We start from the raw sequence: 16,274 nt of genomic DNA on the forward strand, positions 1-16,274 counted from the left end.
GCGGCAAAGTCAAAATAGACTCCGCCGCAATAATTATAACCCGGTGTAGTACCGGGTTATATAAGACGAATACCTATATTCGGAACGGCAGGATTACCAGTCTGCGTAAGGCGTGAGCGGCTGCGGTGGCATATCGAGGTCGCCCTGCCAGCCGGCGGCAGAGTAACGCACATAAAGCAGCGCGTGGCTCGGGGTGTAATCCTTCGCCTGCTGGATATCGACACCTGCGCCCACGAACCAGTTGGAGGTCACGCGCCGTTCGATGATGGCTCTCGCGGTGTAGCCCACACCCGTACTGCTGCTCGCATGATTTTTATCGTCGCTGGCGTCATCCTGCCAGACCTGCGGAATCAGGTTCATCAGTGGGTAACGCTGTTCCGTACTGGAGCGTGAATGCGACCAGGAAACAGAGCCGCCCAACTCCCACGACCAGTTTTCCGTACGCTGACGCCAGTTAACCGGGATGGCAAATGACAGATACTCCTGCGGGCTGTAGTAGCCCCCCTGACCCAGGGTGTAGCCGCTAAGATCCTTCTGATAGTGCCAAATCATATTGTTCAGGCCAACGGTCACCCGGCGGTTATTCTCGTTAATAACCTTATAGTAATAACCGGTCATCCAGCGTACGCGCCAGTTGTCGGCGACATTTTTACCGGTCAATTGGTCGCCGCCCAGCGACGCCCACACGCCGTTAGCTTCACCTTTATCGTAGCTCAGGCTGATGCCGCCGCCGTTCGCCCGCACGCCGCCCCAAGTGGTGCCAGGATGCGCGCCATTGTCGTTATCCTTTTGCCCACCAAATGCCAGCAGCGAGCTAGAGATCGGGCGACGATGCGCGTTAACCGTGTAACCCAGCGGGCCGACGTCGCTGCTGTAGCTCAGGCCACCGACAACGTCCACCACGTTAAAGCCCATCGGGGTGGTACCAATGTCCGCATTCCAGGTGTCATTTTTCCAGCCAATCGCCACGCTGGCGCCGCTGTCGCTCTGGTGCGTTGAACCATGACAGGCGGATAAGTTACAGGTCCCCCACTGGTTGTTGTACTGGTTCTTACTGTCGGTCTCGAAGTTACTGACGTCCATATTCACCAGATCCGAGCGGAAGAACATCCGGCCATCGGCCAGCGGTGCATCGACCTGGAACATGGTGGTATGCGCTTTCAGGTCGGAGTAACCGCCCGTACCGCTTGAACCCCAGAAGTCATGCTGCAAGGTGACGTTCAGGTCCTGCTGACGGTATAAATCCGCCGCATCGCTGCGCACGCCGCGCTTGAGCCAGTCGTCTTTCTCGTCGTTACGCGTCAGACGGGTAAAGGTGTCGTTATCCACCGGCCGCGTTGGCGTAACCTGCGCGGCCACCATCGCATCTTTGTAGGTTTCCAGCGCCTGTTTCGGGTTGCCATCCTGCGCCTGATAACGGGCGGCATCACGCAGCACCATCGCGGTATCCATTGACGGTGGCTGCGATTTTGCCTGCGGGATCAGGGCGGTCATCATTTGCTGAGCCGCGGCGGTATCACCTAGTTTTGCGCTAACCAGCGCGATACGGCGCTGAGTATTGAGTGAACGTTCGCCCTCGGCAGGCAGTTGTGCCAACTGCTGGCGTGCGGCCAGCGTATTGCCCTCGCCAGCATAGACTTCCGCCATGCCCAGATGCGCATCTTCGTTATGCGGGTCTTTCGCCAGCACGGCGTTATATTCCGTAAGCGCAGCGGCATTATCGCCCCGCTGCTGCGCCCAGTCGGCGAGCGTTGAGTGAATACGAGCGGATTCAGGCTGTTGTTTTAACAGCGCAATCGCCTGCGCTTCCTGGCCGCCATCGCGTAGACGGTTGGCCTGAGCAATCAACTGGTCGCTGCGCAGACGCTGGTCAAGCTCACGAATGTTATCGCTCCACTGCGCCTGCGGCAGCGCCGCCAGATGCGCCAGTGCGGCCTGGTCCTGGCCATTGCCAGAAAGATAAAGCCCGTTGGCGTAGACCTGATCGGCATCGGCTGGCTTTTTACGCGCCAGATTAAGCATCAAATTGTCGGCTTCACCACGCTGCCCGGCGCTCACCAGGTCACGGGAAAGGCGATAAGTTATCCACACGTCATCCGGCGAGAGCGCCAGTCGACGGCGTTGAATTTCAGCCGCTTGCGCCCAATTGCCCTTATTCTCCAGCGCTTCAGCCTGCTGAGAGAGACGATCATTGGTCAGGCTGCGCTCGATATCGTCAATGCTACGACGCTGGCTCGCAGAAAGACCGTTGATAAAGGCAGTGGCTTTTTCCGGCGACTCGGCGCGGTAGATGTTCGCCAGCCCGCGCACCGCGCTGCTGTTGCCACGGTCGAGACGCAGCGCCTGCTGATAGAAACGTTCTGCCGAGGCGCTATCTTTACGCGCCATCGCCACATCGCCCAGCCCCAGCACTGCATAACTGTCCGTTGCATCAAGCTTACGTGCCTGCTGGTAGAAACCTTCAGCCTGAGCCAGATTGTTGGCCTTGAGCGCCGCGTCGCCTTTGCGAATCAGCGGCCAGTAGAGCTGCCAGGTCTGCGGCGTGTTGTCTGCGGCCTGCGCCACTTTTTCCTGTTCTACCGCTTTAGCGCGCAGAACCGGGTCCGCCATCTGTTTTTGCTGTTCGGCCAGCATCGCCCGGGCGCTGTCCGCCGATTCACCGCTGCTGAAAATCATCAGATAGCGCTGCAGGGCCTGTACACTGGACGGGCTGACGGCCTGGTCTTTGATAGACTTAAACCACAGGTCACTCGCCGGTCCGCGCCCGCTTGACGATTTTGCCATTTGTTCCAGCACGTTAAACGCGTCATCACGCTGGTTAGCGGCAAGCAGCATATTGGCGAGCGTCATTTGCAGGCCAACGTTACCGGGGTTCTGTTTGTTCAGCGTTTGCAGGTGTTTAAGCGCTTCATCGCGTCGCGCCGGAATTTTGGCGACCGTAGTCCAGTACTCTACCGCATAGTCACCGTCCGGCGGCGCACCGTTAAAGGCTTTTTCATAGTCAGCCAGCGCTTCTGGAACATGCCCGGTTGTCGCCAGCAAACGTGCCTGCTGAAGCGCCTGACGACCGGCATCAGTGTTCAGGCCAATCTCCACGCGGGCGGTGTTGTATTCCGTTGAATTTGGTGCCACCTGCGCCAGTTTTTGCAGCTGCTTTTGCGCGCCAGCGGTATCGCCCTGGCGCAGCAGGTAACGCAGACGCGCTGCAAGCACCTGTGGATTGTTGGGATTAATCAGCTCCAGCCGATACAGCGATTGCTGTACCAAATCATCCCGTTTGCTGGCTTCTCCAAGGCGCACCTGGTTGAGCAGCTGTTCTTCTGCCGAGGTGTCTGCATAGCCCGGCTGTACCAGCGTCAGCCCCAGAGAGAGGGTGATTAAACTTAATGTGAACTTGCGCATTCCTGGCCCCAGTCAGGTAGTAATTCGCCGCGGGCGCTAAAGCGAAAACGGTGTTGATCCCAGCCCTGACCAAAGAGGGTCAGAACAAAATTATAATAAGCATCCGCGCCGGGAAAATGGTCAGCCACGCGCTGGCGCAAAACGGCCTGCGCGTCGCGATTTTGTAGGAATGGAATCAGCGAAGCTGAAAAACCGACCGGACCATCGCCGGTCACCGCCCCGGTAGCCGTCGCCACTTTTTCGGGGGGAACGCCCTGCTTCACGGTCTGTGCCGCCATCGCGTTAAAGCGTTTAAGCAGACGCGCTTTTTGCGGGTCGGCATCGTGCATCATGCCCACCCATAAATAGACACGAATAGCATCGTAGCTGCCGACCAGACTTGCCTCTTTCAGCAGCCAGCCATTTTTTTTGTCATAACTCACCCAGTCCGGCGAAAAGCCTTTCGGGGCGGTATCCAACAGCATTTTCAGGTTGGTATCGCGAAGCGTCGTCCACGGCGCGCCAAAGCGGCTGAAATACTGCGCCACCTGCGGTGGGAAATAGCTTGGATTGAAGCGCCAGCGCGTTTCTTCGGCAAAGCCAACTCGGCCGGGCAGCAGCATCAGCCCCAAACCCGGGACTTTCACCACTTCGCCATCAGCAATCTTCGCCAGCAGCGCTTTACCCGTTGCCGTGTAATCTTCGTTTTTCCACAGCCGACCGGCTTCCAGCAGCGTCCAGGCAATCCAGATATCGGAATCAGAGGCCGAGTTGCTGTCCAGCACCGTCCACTCGTCATCGCTCTTTTTGCCCCACAGCCACGCCGGAAGGTGCTCGCGCAGCGAGCCCTGCGCGAGGTTGTTTTGCGTCCAGCCCAGCAGCGTGGCGAAAGTTTGCTGGTCGTTCGCGGCAAGGGCAAAGAACAGCGCATAGCTTTGCCCTTCCGAGGTGGTTATTTTACGGGCATCGCTGGGATCGATAACGCGGCCTTCCGCGCTCACGAAATCTTGCTTGAACTGCTCCCAGGCAGGCCAGTGACAGGCGGCCTGTACCTGACCGCCGAGGGCGCATAGCAGAACTATCCAGCGAAGCATTTTCATCGCGGCTTACTCGTCTTCTGGGTTCAGACGACGACGGCTGATGATACGCAGCAGACGCCACAGTACCCAGGCCAGCAGCACGATGCTAATCGCCGCAAAGATAGCCAGTAACACCGGGTGGTTAGAGAGTGCGAACCACACGCGCTCGAACCACGGCAGGTGACCAACATAGTAAATGTCGCCTACACGCAGGCTGTTCACACCGGACTCACGGATCACCGACACCGAGCCAAACATCGCCGCACGTTTACCGCTATCGTTCAGCGCGTTGTTCAGCAGGTCATATCCGCTGGCGCTATCGGCAAGCAGCGCCACGACGCTACGCTGTTTAAAATACGGTGATTCAAAGCCAACCACGGCAGCCATCGGGCCAGAAGAGGTGATCCCGGCCTGGACGCTAGCCTGACGATCGTCGGTATCCAGATAGATACTCGGCAGATCGTTATGGCGCATCGGCGTTTTCACCCAGCTCTGGGTCGCATCCACCAGCAGGTCAATTTGCTTGTCGTTCTTGAGCTGTTGCGGGATAGAGCCAATCAACAGTAGATCGGCGTCTTTGTCCTGAATCTTGCTACCGTCATCGACGATGGTCATGTTCGACCCAGCCAGACCGGTCTGGCCGCCAATCACGCCCACGGTATTCAGCAGCGTGCTCACCTGTGCTTCAGACGGCTGCTTCGGCATAACAATAACGGTGTCAGAGAGGTCGGCCATTCGGGTGAACGGGAAGCCTGCATTGGCGAACGTACGCAGGTCCGGCATCGGCAGGAAGTGATAGTAGTGCGAGAAGTCGATAGTGGAATCGTCGCCAATCACCACATGGTTCTGTACCGGCTGGAAGGTCACACAGTTATCCACCGAGCCACCAGGCATCGGGTTCATATACTGGAAGTCGAAGCGCAACTGGTTCATCGCACCCAGACGCAGTGCCGGGATGCTGACGTCATTCTTACCGTCCAGTAGACCTTGCAGCACCGGCAGACGCATCATCAGCTTATTCACATCCTGCGTGCTGTTCAGGCTAAACGACTGCAGGAACTGGTTATTCAGACTGATATCCATCCGCGAGCTGTCTTTCACCGACGGCATGGTGTAACGGTATTTCAGATCCATGTCGATACCGGTGCTGCGAAGCAGATAGAGATCCGGCGGCAGGTTCAGCGACAGGTTGATAGAGGCCGGCTCCAGCCCGGTGGACTGTAGCTGTTGCTCGTAGGTTTTCAGCTCACCGAAGGTAACCGGACGGTCGGTACGCACCCAGTTTGGCGCGTCGTACGGCGCGCGAGCCAGCAGCGGTTTAACTTCATCCACCGTCACGCTGTCACCACGGAACAGAATATTACCGGCCGCAATGCCCTGAGCGGCTTTCAGCAGGTCGTTATCGTCACGACCAAAGACCACCAGCAGCTTCATGTACGGGTTATTCGGATGGTCGATCATTTCGATCGTCGGTGCTTTCACCGCCGGATGATCGCGCAGGAAGTCTGGGCGATGATCGTTAGTAGCAAAAACGATCGCGTTACTTTCCGGCAGGGTGTTAAACATTACCGGGAAGGTCTGACCGCGCCAGCCGGCCTTCGCGCCAAACCATGAAGCAACAATACCGGCCGCCTGCTGCTGTGGCAGATCCGGAGAACCAGCAAAGACCATCGGCAGATTCAGCGCGCGGTTATCGCGAGCGTCAAAGAACGGCACCGGGAAATGCGACAGGTCGTTACGCACTTTCAGCGACTGGTAGGTTAAATCCAGCGAGCTGTTGCGCGCCACATCCAGCCAGACGGTGGTGTTCGCCGGGTTTTCACAGACGTCGCGGTAGTGGCCAATAAACTCCAGGCGCACGCGGTTAAAATCGGTGATATAGAGCGGATCGATTGGGATCTGCGTCGACACCTTTTTACCCAACTGCTCTTTGGTAACCGGTAGCACGCCCATCAGCTCATCGTTAAGATAAACCTTCAGCTGAGAGACGGTCGGCAGTAATGATGGAGACGGCGTGTAGGTCAGATTCAGCAGCGCCTTCGACACCACTTCGTCGCTGCGCATGCCGAACTCAATGCCACCGTCAGGATTCGCTCCACGCAGGACCATGCTACCCGGCGGCGGCGCAATCTGGGCAAAAGAAAGCTTTACGTTGCGAGATGGCGCGTCTTCCACCACCACTGGCGACGTGGTTGCCGCATCGGCAGGAGCAGGCGCCGCTGCGTTGTCCTGAACAGCCGGCGTTACCGCCACCTCTGTTGTCGGTTCTGAATGCGTCGTGAGCGGCAGTAAACTGCCCATGCCCACCGCCACTGCACAAATCCAGGAAAGTTTTCTTTTCATTGGTTCATCATCATTATTGTTGAGCCATAGCCGATAGCGGATGCTCGATTACCGCCTCACGTTCTGGACGGCGCGGAATGAACGAAGCCACCCACGCCACCAGCGAGGTGAGCGACCGGAAAATCTCTTTCGCCACCGGTGGCGCAAATTCGGCCAGGTGGCGATAACCACGGAATCCCAGCTTCAGAATATCCATCAGGCTTTCCAGTGGTTTATCTTCCGGGAAGCTGTCCTGCCAGAGCGCCCACGTATCCGCACGCGCAAACGTACACTGTACAAAATCGATATGCTGACGGGTGCTCATCGGCAGCAGCTTGAGACCCACTTCGCTGCCCAGCACGCGCACCACCTGCGTTGGGAAGACATACTCCTGTTGGCCGCGTTTGAGCAGCAGGTTGACCTTCTGCTCTTCCAACACCTGAGCGTCACCGTTGATACGAATACCCACGCCGCCGTCAGAGAAGTCATGCACCGTACAAGAGAAGAGGTGCCCGTCTTCACGGGAAATCGCCCCCGGCATTTTGATTTCAACGCGGTGCGAACGACGCACCTGTTTACTTTCCACCGACACCGCCACCGCGCCGCCGAGGATAATCAGGTTATAGAACACCCACACCAGGCTTATCCAGACGGTCAGCGTTTCGTCCGCCGGGCCGTACATATAGCGCCAGATACCAAACGCCACGCCCACCAGGTTCAGCAGTACGAGGAAGATATACGGGCGCGAGATAACCCAGTCGACGTACTCTTCTTCTACCAGCCCGCCTTTCGCGGTGACGTTGAATTTGCCTTTGTGCGGGTTAAACAGCGCCACCATCGTCGGCGGCGCGATGTACCAGGCGAGCACCGTTTCATAGATTTCACTCCAGAAGGAGTGGCGGTATTTACCCTGAATTTTCGAGTTGGTCAGGCTGGCGTGAATCATGTGCGGCAGCACGAACAGCGCAATCATCAGCGCCGGGGCATAGATGATGTAGGCATGCAGCAGCAGGAAGGCCAGCGGTGCAGTAAGGAAGATAAGCCGCGGCACGCCCGACAAGAAGTGGAACATGGCGTTGAGGTAACACAGCCGCTGCGGTAGCTTCAGTCCTTTACCAAACAACGGGTTATCCATACGGAATATTTGCACCATGCCGCGCGCCCAGCGGATACGCTGGCCAATGTGTGCCGACAGACTCTCCGTCGCCAGCCCCGCCGCCTGCGGCAAACGCATGTAAGCAGAGGTGTAGCCACGACGGTGCAAACGCAGCGAGGTATGCGCATCTTCGGTCACGGTTTCCACGGCGATACCGCCAATTTCATCCAGCGGTTTACGACGGATCACGGCGCAAGAGCCGCAGAAGAAGGTCGCATCCCACATGTCGTTACCGTCCTGCACCAGCCCGTAGAACAACGTGCCTTCGTTCGGCGTTTTACGAAAACGGCCCAGGTTACGTTCGAACGGGTCAGGCGAGAAGAAATGGTGCGGCGTCTGCATCATCGCCAGCTTCTTGTCCTTCAGGAACCAGCCCATGGTCATCTGCAGGAACGAGCGCGTCGGCACGTGGTCGCAGTCGAAGATCGACACGAACTCGCCTTTGGCATACTTCAGCGCGTTGTTGATGTTCCCCGCTTTTGCATGTTCATGCGTAGTACGCGCCACGTAGTGAACACCCACGTCTTTGGCAAACTGCTTAAACTCTTCGCGGCCGCCATCATCGAGGATCCAGATTTCTATCTTATCTTTTGGCCAGTCGATGCCGAGCGAAGCGTAAACGGTGTTTTTGACAACATTCAGGTCTTCGTTATAGGTCGGTACGAAGATATCGACCGAAGGCCATTCGCTCATGTCCTTCGGCAGCGGCACCGGATGTCGATTCAGCGGCCAGACGACCTGGAAGTAGCCCAGCACCAGGACAATCCAGGCGTAGGTTTCGGCAAACAGCAGGATCAGACCACACACCAGGCTGACCGGGTCATTCCAGTTGAGCGTTGAGGTGTAGCGCCACCAGATGTAGCGGCAGGAGACCGTCAGCGAGAGCACGATAAGCATCAGCGCCGAGAAGCGCCCAGGAATGCGCCGCACCAGCAGCGCCACGCCCCAGAGCAGCATCAAGAACACAAACTGTGAGAGCGGGTTAAACGGTTGAGTAATACAGACCAGCGCCAGAATGAGCGAAAGCGTGACCACCACGCCGAGAATCAGGCGGCGGAGGTGCGGGTTGATGTGCGCGAGCTCTTTTTTCGCATCGAGATGGCCGGTTTGCGCGTTCATGCGGCTTGGCAGTTCGTCTGCCCAGCGATTGTAACGCTCGCGTATCCAGTCAATGCCGGCCAACGGCCGCCAGGTGCGGGCGCTGCGCTGTTCTGCCGGTTTTGTGGCGATGAGCCAGACCGCCTGCAGCGCAAAGCGCAGCGGGTCAAGCGGACGCGGTCGGGAAAAATTAATGTGCGGGAACAGTTCATCCTGGCGGGCACTTAGCGCCTGCCAGCGAGGGTTCTCCAACGGCAGAAAGAGCCACGCCAACCCCACCCACAGGCAGGTCAACGTTGCGGAAAGCCAGGATGACCCCGCCTGTCGATAGCCAAGATAACGTGCGCGTAATCGCGCATACACCGGTGGAACGAAAATCCAGCTACCGAGGCGAATCATGCTTCGCGCTCCGATACCGGATGCTGACCTGCGTAGTGCATCAGACACCAGTTCGCGAGGGTGATCATCTCTTCGGCGGCGAGGGAATCATGGCGGTATTCGCCCAGTGGTTGCTTGCTGGCCAGACTTTCAGCCATCGCTTCATCGAGGTGGATGACCACCGGTAGAAGACGTCGCTGGGTTTGCAGCCAGACCTGGTAAAGATCTTCCTGCAACGGACTACTCATTCGTAGCCCATTGATCAAAAGATGGGTATTCGCAGGCTGAGGTTGTTGATGCAGGCGAATATGGCAGTTCGCATCCGGTTTAAGAATCGTAAGCGTAAAGTGGCAGGCCTCGACAAGCGGTGCGGTCCAGGGATAAAAACCGTGGGGAAGATCCAGCAGAATCCACTGGTAGTGGCCTTCACGCTCCAGGGTCTGAACCAGAGACGCTATCACCGATAGGGTGTCGCCCAGCGCTCCGGTATGTTCCAGCTCGCCCGGCTGAAGCTGACCAAATGGCAGAACATCAATCAGAGAGGTGTAACGCAAACCGGCGTCGCGCCAGTCCTGGCCGTCCAGTGTCGCCCGCACCCAGCCGCTTTGACGTCCAATCTCATCGTTGAATGACAGACGCAGCATATTGTCAGGGCACGCATCGATGACCAACACCGACTCCCCGAGCAGCTGTAATGACCACGCTAATGCCGCCGTGATCGACGTTGTACCTACGCCGCCACGTACGCCCTGTAATCCCAGAATAGCCATTATGGCTTCCTTATTTTTGTTCGGCTTTTTGTTCTGCAAACTCTGCCAGCAAAGGCCAGCGCTTAAACGCTGCGGCTAATTTTTCACGCTGGGAAATATCAGTGTAATCTATATTGGGTAGAGAGAAAGCTCGACTTAGTGCGAGAAAATCATTCTGGAAAGTGTAGCCAAGTTGAGAATCAACTGATGTCACCGGTTCATTATCTGACATTTTTTTCTCCCTCTGAATTCAAAGTACGAATGCACCCCATCACGCGAAGGGCAACCTTTCCATGAAATTCGTTTATACTCGTCATACTTCAGATTGTAGGTGAATGATCTCGCATTTACTCATATCAACTACATAGTTATGCAGATTTCAGGGGGTTGATTCTCTTATCACCTGACGATAACTCTAATAATGAAGAGTATACATGCTAAATCTGATGCTATTTAATTTCAATATTAGGTTTATTCTAGCGCTTACACTAGTAAACTTAGACGCAGGATTATCGTCGATAAGAGGGACGCGATGAACCCCATATTTTCTATTGGTATCCAGTCACTTTGGGATGAAGTGAGCCATATGCCTGCGGGCGGCGTGTGGTGGATTAATACTGACCGTCATGAAGATGCCGTAAGCCTGCTCAACCAGACGCTCTCCGTGCAGCAAGATACGGCGAAAGTGGCGGTGGTGTGCATGGGCCAAAACCCCAATAACCTTATAGAATTAAAGGGAATTTCCGGCCCTGAAAAAATATCACTGTTTACCATGCCGGGTAGCGCAGATAGTTTATACTTTATGCGCCGCGACCTGCTGCGCACGCTAGAACCCAACGGTTATTTCGTCATTCTGCTATGTGCCCACAATGCCTGGGAAAATATTCCTGCGGATAAAATCCACGATTGGGTAAACAAGTCTCAAAAATGGGCGAAATACTATGGCTGCACGCTTCTGGTACTCAGCCCCGGTAACAATGCCGATGCCCAGACTTCCGTTTTACTCGGCGAATATCGCGCCCTTTCTGGCCTGGCAAGTTTACGTTACCAGGGCGATAGCCAACTATTTGATATATCTTACTGGTCTAATGAAAAAGGCGTTAGCGCCCGCCAGCAGCTCTTAATTAAACAGAACGACAACGGCTGGCATTTAGCGCAAGAAGAGGTTGCAAACGTCCAGCCACGTAGCGACGAAAAAGAAGTACTCAGCAACATTGTTATTCTTGAAGGTGCTCCAGCGCTTTCTGAGCACTGGACTTTATTCGACACCAACGATGCCGTTTTTAATGCTGCACGTACCGCTCAGGCTGCAACCGTCATATTTTCGCTTAACCAGAATAGTCAGATAGAGCAGCTTGCCCGATATATTCATACGCTGCGTCGACAGCGCGGCAGCGCATTAAAAATTGTTGTCCGAGAGACTACTCCTAGCCTGCGCGCCACCGATGAACGCCTGCTGTTAAGCTGCGGGGCTAACATCGTTATCTCCGCCAGCGCGCCCCTCTCACGTAGCTTGACCTTAATTGAAAGTGTTCAGTCGCAGCAGTTCAGTCGTCACGTACCGGAAGATTTAACGACGCTGCTGGCCAACACTGAGCCGCTGAAGCTCAAAGGCTACCAGAAGTGGGACGTATTCTGCGACGCGGTGCAAAAAGTCATCAACAACACGCTGCTGCCTGCGGACAGTAAAGGCGTGATGGTGGCGCTAAGGCCCACACCGGGATTGCGTGTTGAGCAGGCGTTGACGCTATGCCGTCCGCACCGTATGGGTGATATCGTGACCATTGCCGATCGCCGCCTGGTGCTGTTCCTCTCCTTCTGTCGCGTCAACGACCTCGACAAAGCCCTGAACCATATTTTCCCGCTGCCAACCGGGGATATATTCTCTAACCGCATGATTTGGTTCGAAGATAAGCAGATTGCCGCAGAACTGGTTGATATGCGCGACGTGAAGCAGGAGCTCTGGACGCCGCCGCTGCGGATCTCGCCGAAGCCAAAAAACGTGATTAATGCGACCTACGAAGATAACAGCTGGCGCCGCTATCCCGAGCCGTGCCGCCTGTCTACGGATGCCAAAGGAACATCATCATGATGTCGATAAGCGATATTATTCAACTCGTGATCCTCTGCGCGCTGATCTTTTTCCCGCTGGGTTATCTGGCGCGTCATTATCAGCGTCGTATTGAGAACACGTTCCGCTTGATGTTTCTAAAACCTCGCTATGTTAAACCCGTCGGCGTATTGCGCCGGGATCTGTCTGGCCGTCAGGGCAAAATCAAAAAATGACTAAATCGACGAAAAAAGACGCCGCTACCCCTTCACCGCTTTGGCACTATTGGCGGGGCCTGTCTGGCTGGAACCTCTATTTCCTGGTCAAATTTGGCCTGCTGTGGGCGGGATACCTTAATTTTCATCCGATGATGAACCTGGTGTTCATGGCGTTCCTGATCTTCCCGCTGCCAAACAGCCGGCTGCACCGCTGGCGTAACTGGATAGCCATCCCACTCGGCTTTGCGCTGTTCTGGCACGATACCTGGCTGCCAGGCCCGGAAAGCATTATGAGCCAGGGGTCGCAGATTGCAGGCTTTAGCGCTGACTACATCTGGGATCTCGTCACCCGCTTTATTAACTGGCAGATGGTCGGCGCCTTCTTTGTGCTCGTGGTGGCCTGGTTGTTCTTAAATCAGTGGATCCGTATTACCGTTTTTGTCGTCGCCGCAATGGTATGGGTTAACATCAGCCCGCTGCTCCCTTCCTTTAACCTGTGGTCTACGGGGCAAGCGACGAATGCGACCGCCGCTACCACCACGGCACCTGCCGCGGCGGCAGGTAGCGCAGCAGCAAACGGTGACATGCCCGCGCAGACCGCTGCGCCAACGTCAGATAACCTGAACGCCTGGCTGAACAGCTTTTATGCCTCTGAAAACAAACGGACTACCACCTTCCCGGCACAGCTACCGGAAGATGCTCAGCCGTTTGACCTGCTGGTTATCAACATCTGCTCTTTGGCTAATTCCGATGTAGAAGCCGCAGGTCTGATGCAGCATCCGCTGTGGTCACACTTTGATATTCGCTTTAGCAACTTCAACTCCGCGACCTCATACAGCGGCCCGGCAGCGATTCGCCTGCTGCGCGCTAGCTGCGGCCAACCGTCACACACCAACCTATATCAGCCTGCGGGTAACCAATGCTATCTGTTTGATAACCTGTCTAAACTGGGCTTCACGCAGCACCTGATGCTGGACCACAACGGCGTGTTCGGTGATTTCCTCAAAGAGGTGCGTGAAAATGGCGGTATGCAGAGTCCACTGATGGACCAGAGCAAACTGCCGGTCAACCTGCTCTCCTTCGATGGTTCACCGGTGTATGACGATCTGGCGGTACTCGACCGCTGGCTGCAATCACCGGATATGCCGGCTGGTGGGCGCTCCGCGACCTTCTACAATATTCTCCCACTGCACGACGGTAACCATTACCCAGGACAGAGCAAAACCGCGGACTATAAGACCCGCGCGCAAAAATTGTTTGATGAACTGGACGCCTTCTTTACCGAACTGGAGAAGTCTGGTCGTAGAGTGATGGTCGTCGTGGTGCCGGAACACGGCGCGGCGCTGCAGGGCGATAAAATGCAGGTTTCTGGCCTGCGCGACATCCCAAGCCCGTCGATTACCCACGTACCGGCGGCGATTAAATTCTTCGGGATGAAAGCACCCCATCAGGGCGCCTCTATCGATATTAATCAACCAAGCAGCTACCTGGCAGTTTCCGAACTGGTTGCCCGTGCGGTAGACGGCAAAATCTTCACCGAAGATAGCGTCGACTGGTCGGCCTTTACCGGCAACCTGCCGCAGACCGCCGCGGTGTCAGAGAACTCTAACGCCGTCGTCGTTCAGTATCAGGGTAAACCATACGTTCGTCTGAACGGCGGTTCCTGGGTGCCATACCCGCAGTAAACGAAAAAGGCCGCAGGGTTTTATCCCTGCGGCCCGGTTCGGCGCATGCTGCCACTGCGGCGGACAGACGCCCGTCAGCTGACGTTATTTCCGGTTACGCCACCAGTTCAGAATCGCGCGGGTGATAATTCCCACCGCAATCGGAGCTGCCAGATCGTGCCAGAACTGGAAGGACAGTATTGGGTATCTGCGCTCCACCAAGCCAGTTATCACAGATTCAAAGTGTTTGCTGACACTAAGATCCTTCGAAAAAGCCGCCTTGCTGGGCGGTTTTTTCGTTTACAGGGCAAGAGATTACGCGCGAAAAAAAGATCTCAAGAAGATCCTTTTTGAAAAGTGTGCACCTATCGATAAAGCAGCCCTGTATTTGGGCTCCTATCAATCCATAGACGAGGATGTTTTTCGATACATCGTGCATCTACGGCCATTTCATCGAAGCACAGCAGATCCGAATCCTGGTCCGTACCTCTGTCGATACGATATCCATCCCCAAAGTCCATAATTACAACACCATAACTACCATCACCGTATTTGTGAGGTATCCCATACTTAGCCTGGATAATGTCTCGATTGGTTTCCCACCAGGCTATCTGGCGGCTTTTCAGGTACGGAAAATGCCTGACAAGTATCGTATTACCGTCATGAACAGCCACAATTTCAACGGGAGTCAGATACTGCCACAACATATAACCACAGGTAGCAGCAGCCACAATCCCCGCTATTAGTCTCTTATTCACCCCGCGCCCCGCTGATTTCCACAGTAGCGTTCATCTCTGTGATAAACGGTTTATAGCCGTATTCATCCCAGCGCTGAAGCGCAAACCACAGGCGGAAAATACGGAACTCCCGGTATACCGGATTCAGAACATCATCATCATCGAGGCCAAAGTGATCCTGAATTCGGTAATGCACTTTTGCCCGGTAGCTACCCCCAGTAACCTCCAGAGACTCCAGCGTGATATGCGTAGACCAGGTATCATGGACGGTAATTACCAGCCCGTTAGTACGGTCAACCAGGTGGTCAAACTTAGGTAGGACAGTCCTACTTAAGTCCTTAAAATTCCCCTTTTCATCGAACAACTCACCCTTTTTATTCAACGGGATAAAACCATACTCGTAATTAACAGACTTATTCAGAACGGTTTTGATCCTCAACAACGTGCTTTGTTCTGAATCGTCACTCAGGATCTGCTCTTTCAGCGCCCTGTCCAGCAGCGGGCTGCTATAGGGTGTGCCGGAGTTCTCCTGCATGTGGTCAATCATCTCAGTGATGATGTTCTTATACGGACCGTGGAAGGAGTACAGCTTCGCCAGTTCCCGGAACTCATCAAACATGAGTACAACAGCCTGATGGCGGCTTACCGCTGGCAACTGTTCAGGTATTGCCGCGATAGCATTTGGAGATGGCATCATGTAGGGATTGGGCTGATTAAGCAGTCTGAGCGTCCGGGCATTGACCCTGGCGGATACCGTATTCACATCGATGTTCAGCTTATTTCGCAGCGTCAGTGCATCCAGATCACCGTGATGCATATCCCCCGCTTCATAGTCATCCATCTGGTGCGTGGTCTGGTAAATCAGCGCAGGCAACGGCATCGGCTCCGGGCGGGGGTTTTTCGCGGCCTGTGCGTGCTGCTCAGGTTCGGGTATATCAGCATCGAGCATCGGAGAGAGCGCCAGCAGTGGAGAACGTTGCAGGGCTGCCTGCTTGCCGCACTCATGCACCAGTGATTTGTATGGCGTATTACCAATAAAGACGTTATTACTGCCGGAAATCACCACGCCACCGCAACTGATACCGTGCCCGACGATGACGGCAGGCTTGCCGTTGATGAAGACCGTCGGCGCACCTTCCGAAATCGAGCGTGAATGCGTCCCGCAGCCGTTTCCACAGGTACAACTGTGTGGGGCAACCGCATCACCCAAGCGCACGGCAGGCTGACCGTTGATAAACACATCCGGACTGCCTTCGACAATCAGCGTATCCGGGAAACAACCGTGACCTTTTGTGATATCCCCTTTTCTTGCTGCTCCAGCCATCTGCCATAACTCCCTGTAAGTTGTATGGTAATCATACTCCCTGAGCGACAGGGATTTACCATAGCGCCCGTTGCCCGCAATGTGCGGGGGTTTTCTCTTTCCAGCAACTTATGTCGCC

General features: G+C 55.5%; 12 protein-coding genes. 3 read left to right on the forward strand and 9 right to left on the reverse strand.

The features are described 5' to 3' along the window. Positions 1–93 precede the first annotated feature (93 nt). Genes bcsC through bcsR form a run of 6 tightly spaced genes read right to left on the reverse strand, consistent with a single transcriptional unit; the run spans position 94 to position 10,395 of the window. Positions 94–3,402, reverse strand: a complete 3,309-nt coding sequence (gene bcsC / locus ACH1XZ_RS11220; protein WP_395595625.1) for a cellulose synthase complex outer membrane protein BcsC — start codon at positions 3,400–3,402, stop codon at positions 94–96. Further along, positions 3,384–4,481 (reverse strand): cellulose synthase complex periplasmic endoglucanase BcsZ, encoded by a 1,098-nt coding sequence (gene bcsZ / locus ACH1XZ_RS11225; RefSeq protein ID WP_395595626.1) that lies wholly within the window; start codon positions 4,479–4,481, stop codon positions 3,384–3,386. Before bcsZ ends, bcsC begins: the two co-directional genes overlap by 19 nt. Positions 4,482–4,487: 6 nt before the next feature. Further along, the gene (bcsB, locus tag ACH1XZ_RS11230) at positions 4,488–6,803 is read right to left on the reverse strand and encodes a cellulose biosynthesis cyclic di-GMP-binding regulatory protein BcsB (RefSeq protein WP_395595627.1); all 2,316 of its coding nucleotides are present in this window, start codon (positions 6,801–6,803) and stop codon (positions 4,488–4,490) included. A gap of 13 nt (positions 6,804–6,816) precedes the next feature. Next, positions 6,817–9,435, reverse strand: a complete 2,619-nt coding sequence (gene bcsA, locus ACH1XZ_RS11235) for a UDP-forming cellulose synthase catalytic subunit (protein WP_395595628.1) — start codon at positions 9,433–9,435, stop codon at positions 6,817–6,819. Beyond that, positions 9,432–10,184, reverse strand: coding sequence for a cellulose biosynthesis protein BcsQ (gene bcsQ / locus ACH1XZ_RS11240; protein ID WP_395595629.1), 753 nt, complete (start codon positions 10,182–10,184; stop codon positions 9,432–9,434). Before bcsQ ends, bcsA begins: the two co-directional genes overlap by 4 nt. 10 nt (positions 10,185–10,194) lie before the next feature. After that, positions 10,195–10,395, reverse strand: a complete 201-nt coding sequence (bcsR, locus tag ACH1XZ_RS11245; protein ID WP_395595630.1) for a cellulose biosynthesis protein BcsR — start codon at positions 10,393–10,395, stop codon at positions 10,195–10,197. Positions 10,396–10,695: 300 nt separating this feature from the next. Between bcsR and bcsE the strand changes: the two genes are divergently transcribed. The 3 genes from bcsE to bcsG are packed head-to-tail and all read left to right on the forward strand — an operon-like array spanning position 10,696 to position 14,116. Next, entirely contained in the window at positions 10,696–12,255 is a 1,560-nt protein-coding gene (gene bcsE, locus ACH1XZ_RS11250) for a cellulose biosynthesis protein BcsE (protein ID WP_395595631.1), read from the forward strand. Further along, complete coding sequence (gene bcsF / locus ACH1XZ_RS11255; protein WP_395595632.1) at positions 12,252–12,449, forward strand: cellulose biosynthesis protein BcsF; 198 nt, start codon at positions 12,252–12,254, stop codon at positions 12,447–12,449. Before bcsE ends, bcsF begins: the two co-directional genes overlap by 4 nt. Then, complete coding sequence (gene bcsG / locus ACH1XZ_RS11260) at positions 12,446–14,116, forward strand: cellulose biosynthesis protein BcsG (RefSeq protein WP_395595633.1); 1,671 nt, start codon at positions 12,446–12,448, stop codon at positions 14,114–14,116. Before bcsF ends, bcsG begins: the two co-directional genes overlap by 4 nt. A gap of 84 nt (positions 14,117–14,200) precedes the next feature. Here the strand turns inward: bcsG and ACH1XZ_RS11265 are convergent, their stop codons facing one another. The 3 genes from ACH1XZ_RS11265 to ACH1XZ_RS11275 all read right to left on the reverse strand — a co-directional run bounded on the left by ACH1XZ_RS11265 (position 14,201) and on the right by ACH1XZ_RS11275 (position 16,156). After that, a complete protein-coding gene (locus ACH1XZ_RS11265; protein ID WP_395595831.1) occupies positions 14,201–14,296 on the reverse strand; it encodes a type I toxin-antitoxin system toxin Ldr family protein in 96 nt (31 codons plus the stop codon). Positions 14,297–14,460: 164 nt separating this feature from the next. Then, positions 14,461–14,853 (reverse strand): DUF943 family protein, encoded by a 393-nt coding sequence (locus ACH1XZ_RS11270; protein WP_395595634.1) that lies wholly within the window; start codon positions 14,851–14,853, stop codon positions 14,461–14,463. Then, positions 14,846–16,156, reverse strand: coding sequence for a DUF3289 family protein (locus ACH1XZ_RS11275; RefSeq protein WP_395595635.1), 1,311 nt, complete (start codon positions 16,154–16,156; stop codon positions 14,846–14,848). Before ACH1XZ_RS11275 ends, ACH1XZ_RS11270 begins: the two co-directional genes overlap by 8 nt. Between the last annotated feature and the right edge of the window lie 118 nt (positions 16,157–16,274).

Source organism: Kluyvera chengduensis (genome assembly GCF_044197065.1).
Classification (GTDB): domain Bacteria; phylum Pseudomonadota; class Gammaproteobacteria; order Enterobacterales; family Enterobacteriaceae; genus Kluyvera; species Kluyvera ascorbata_C.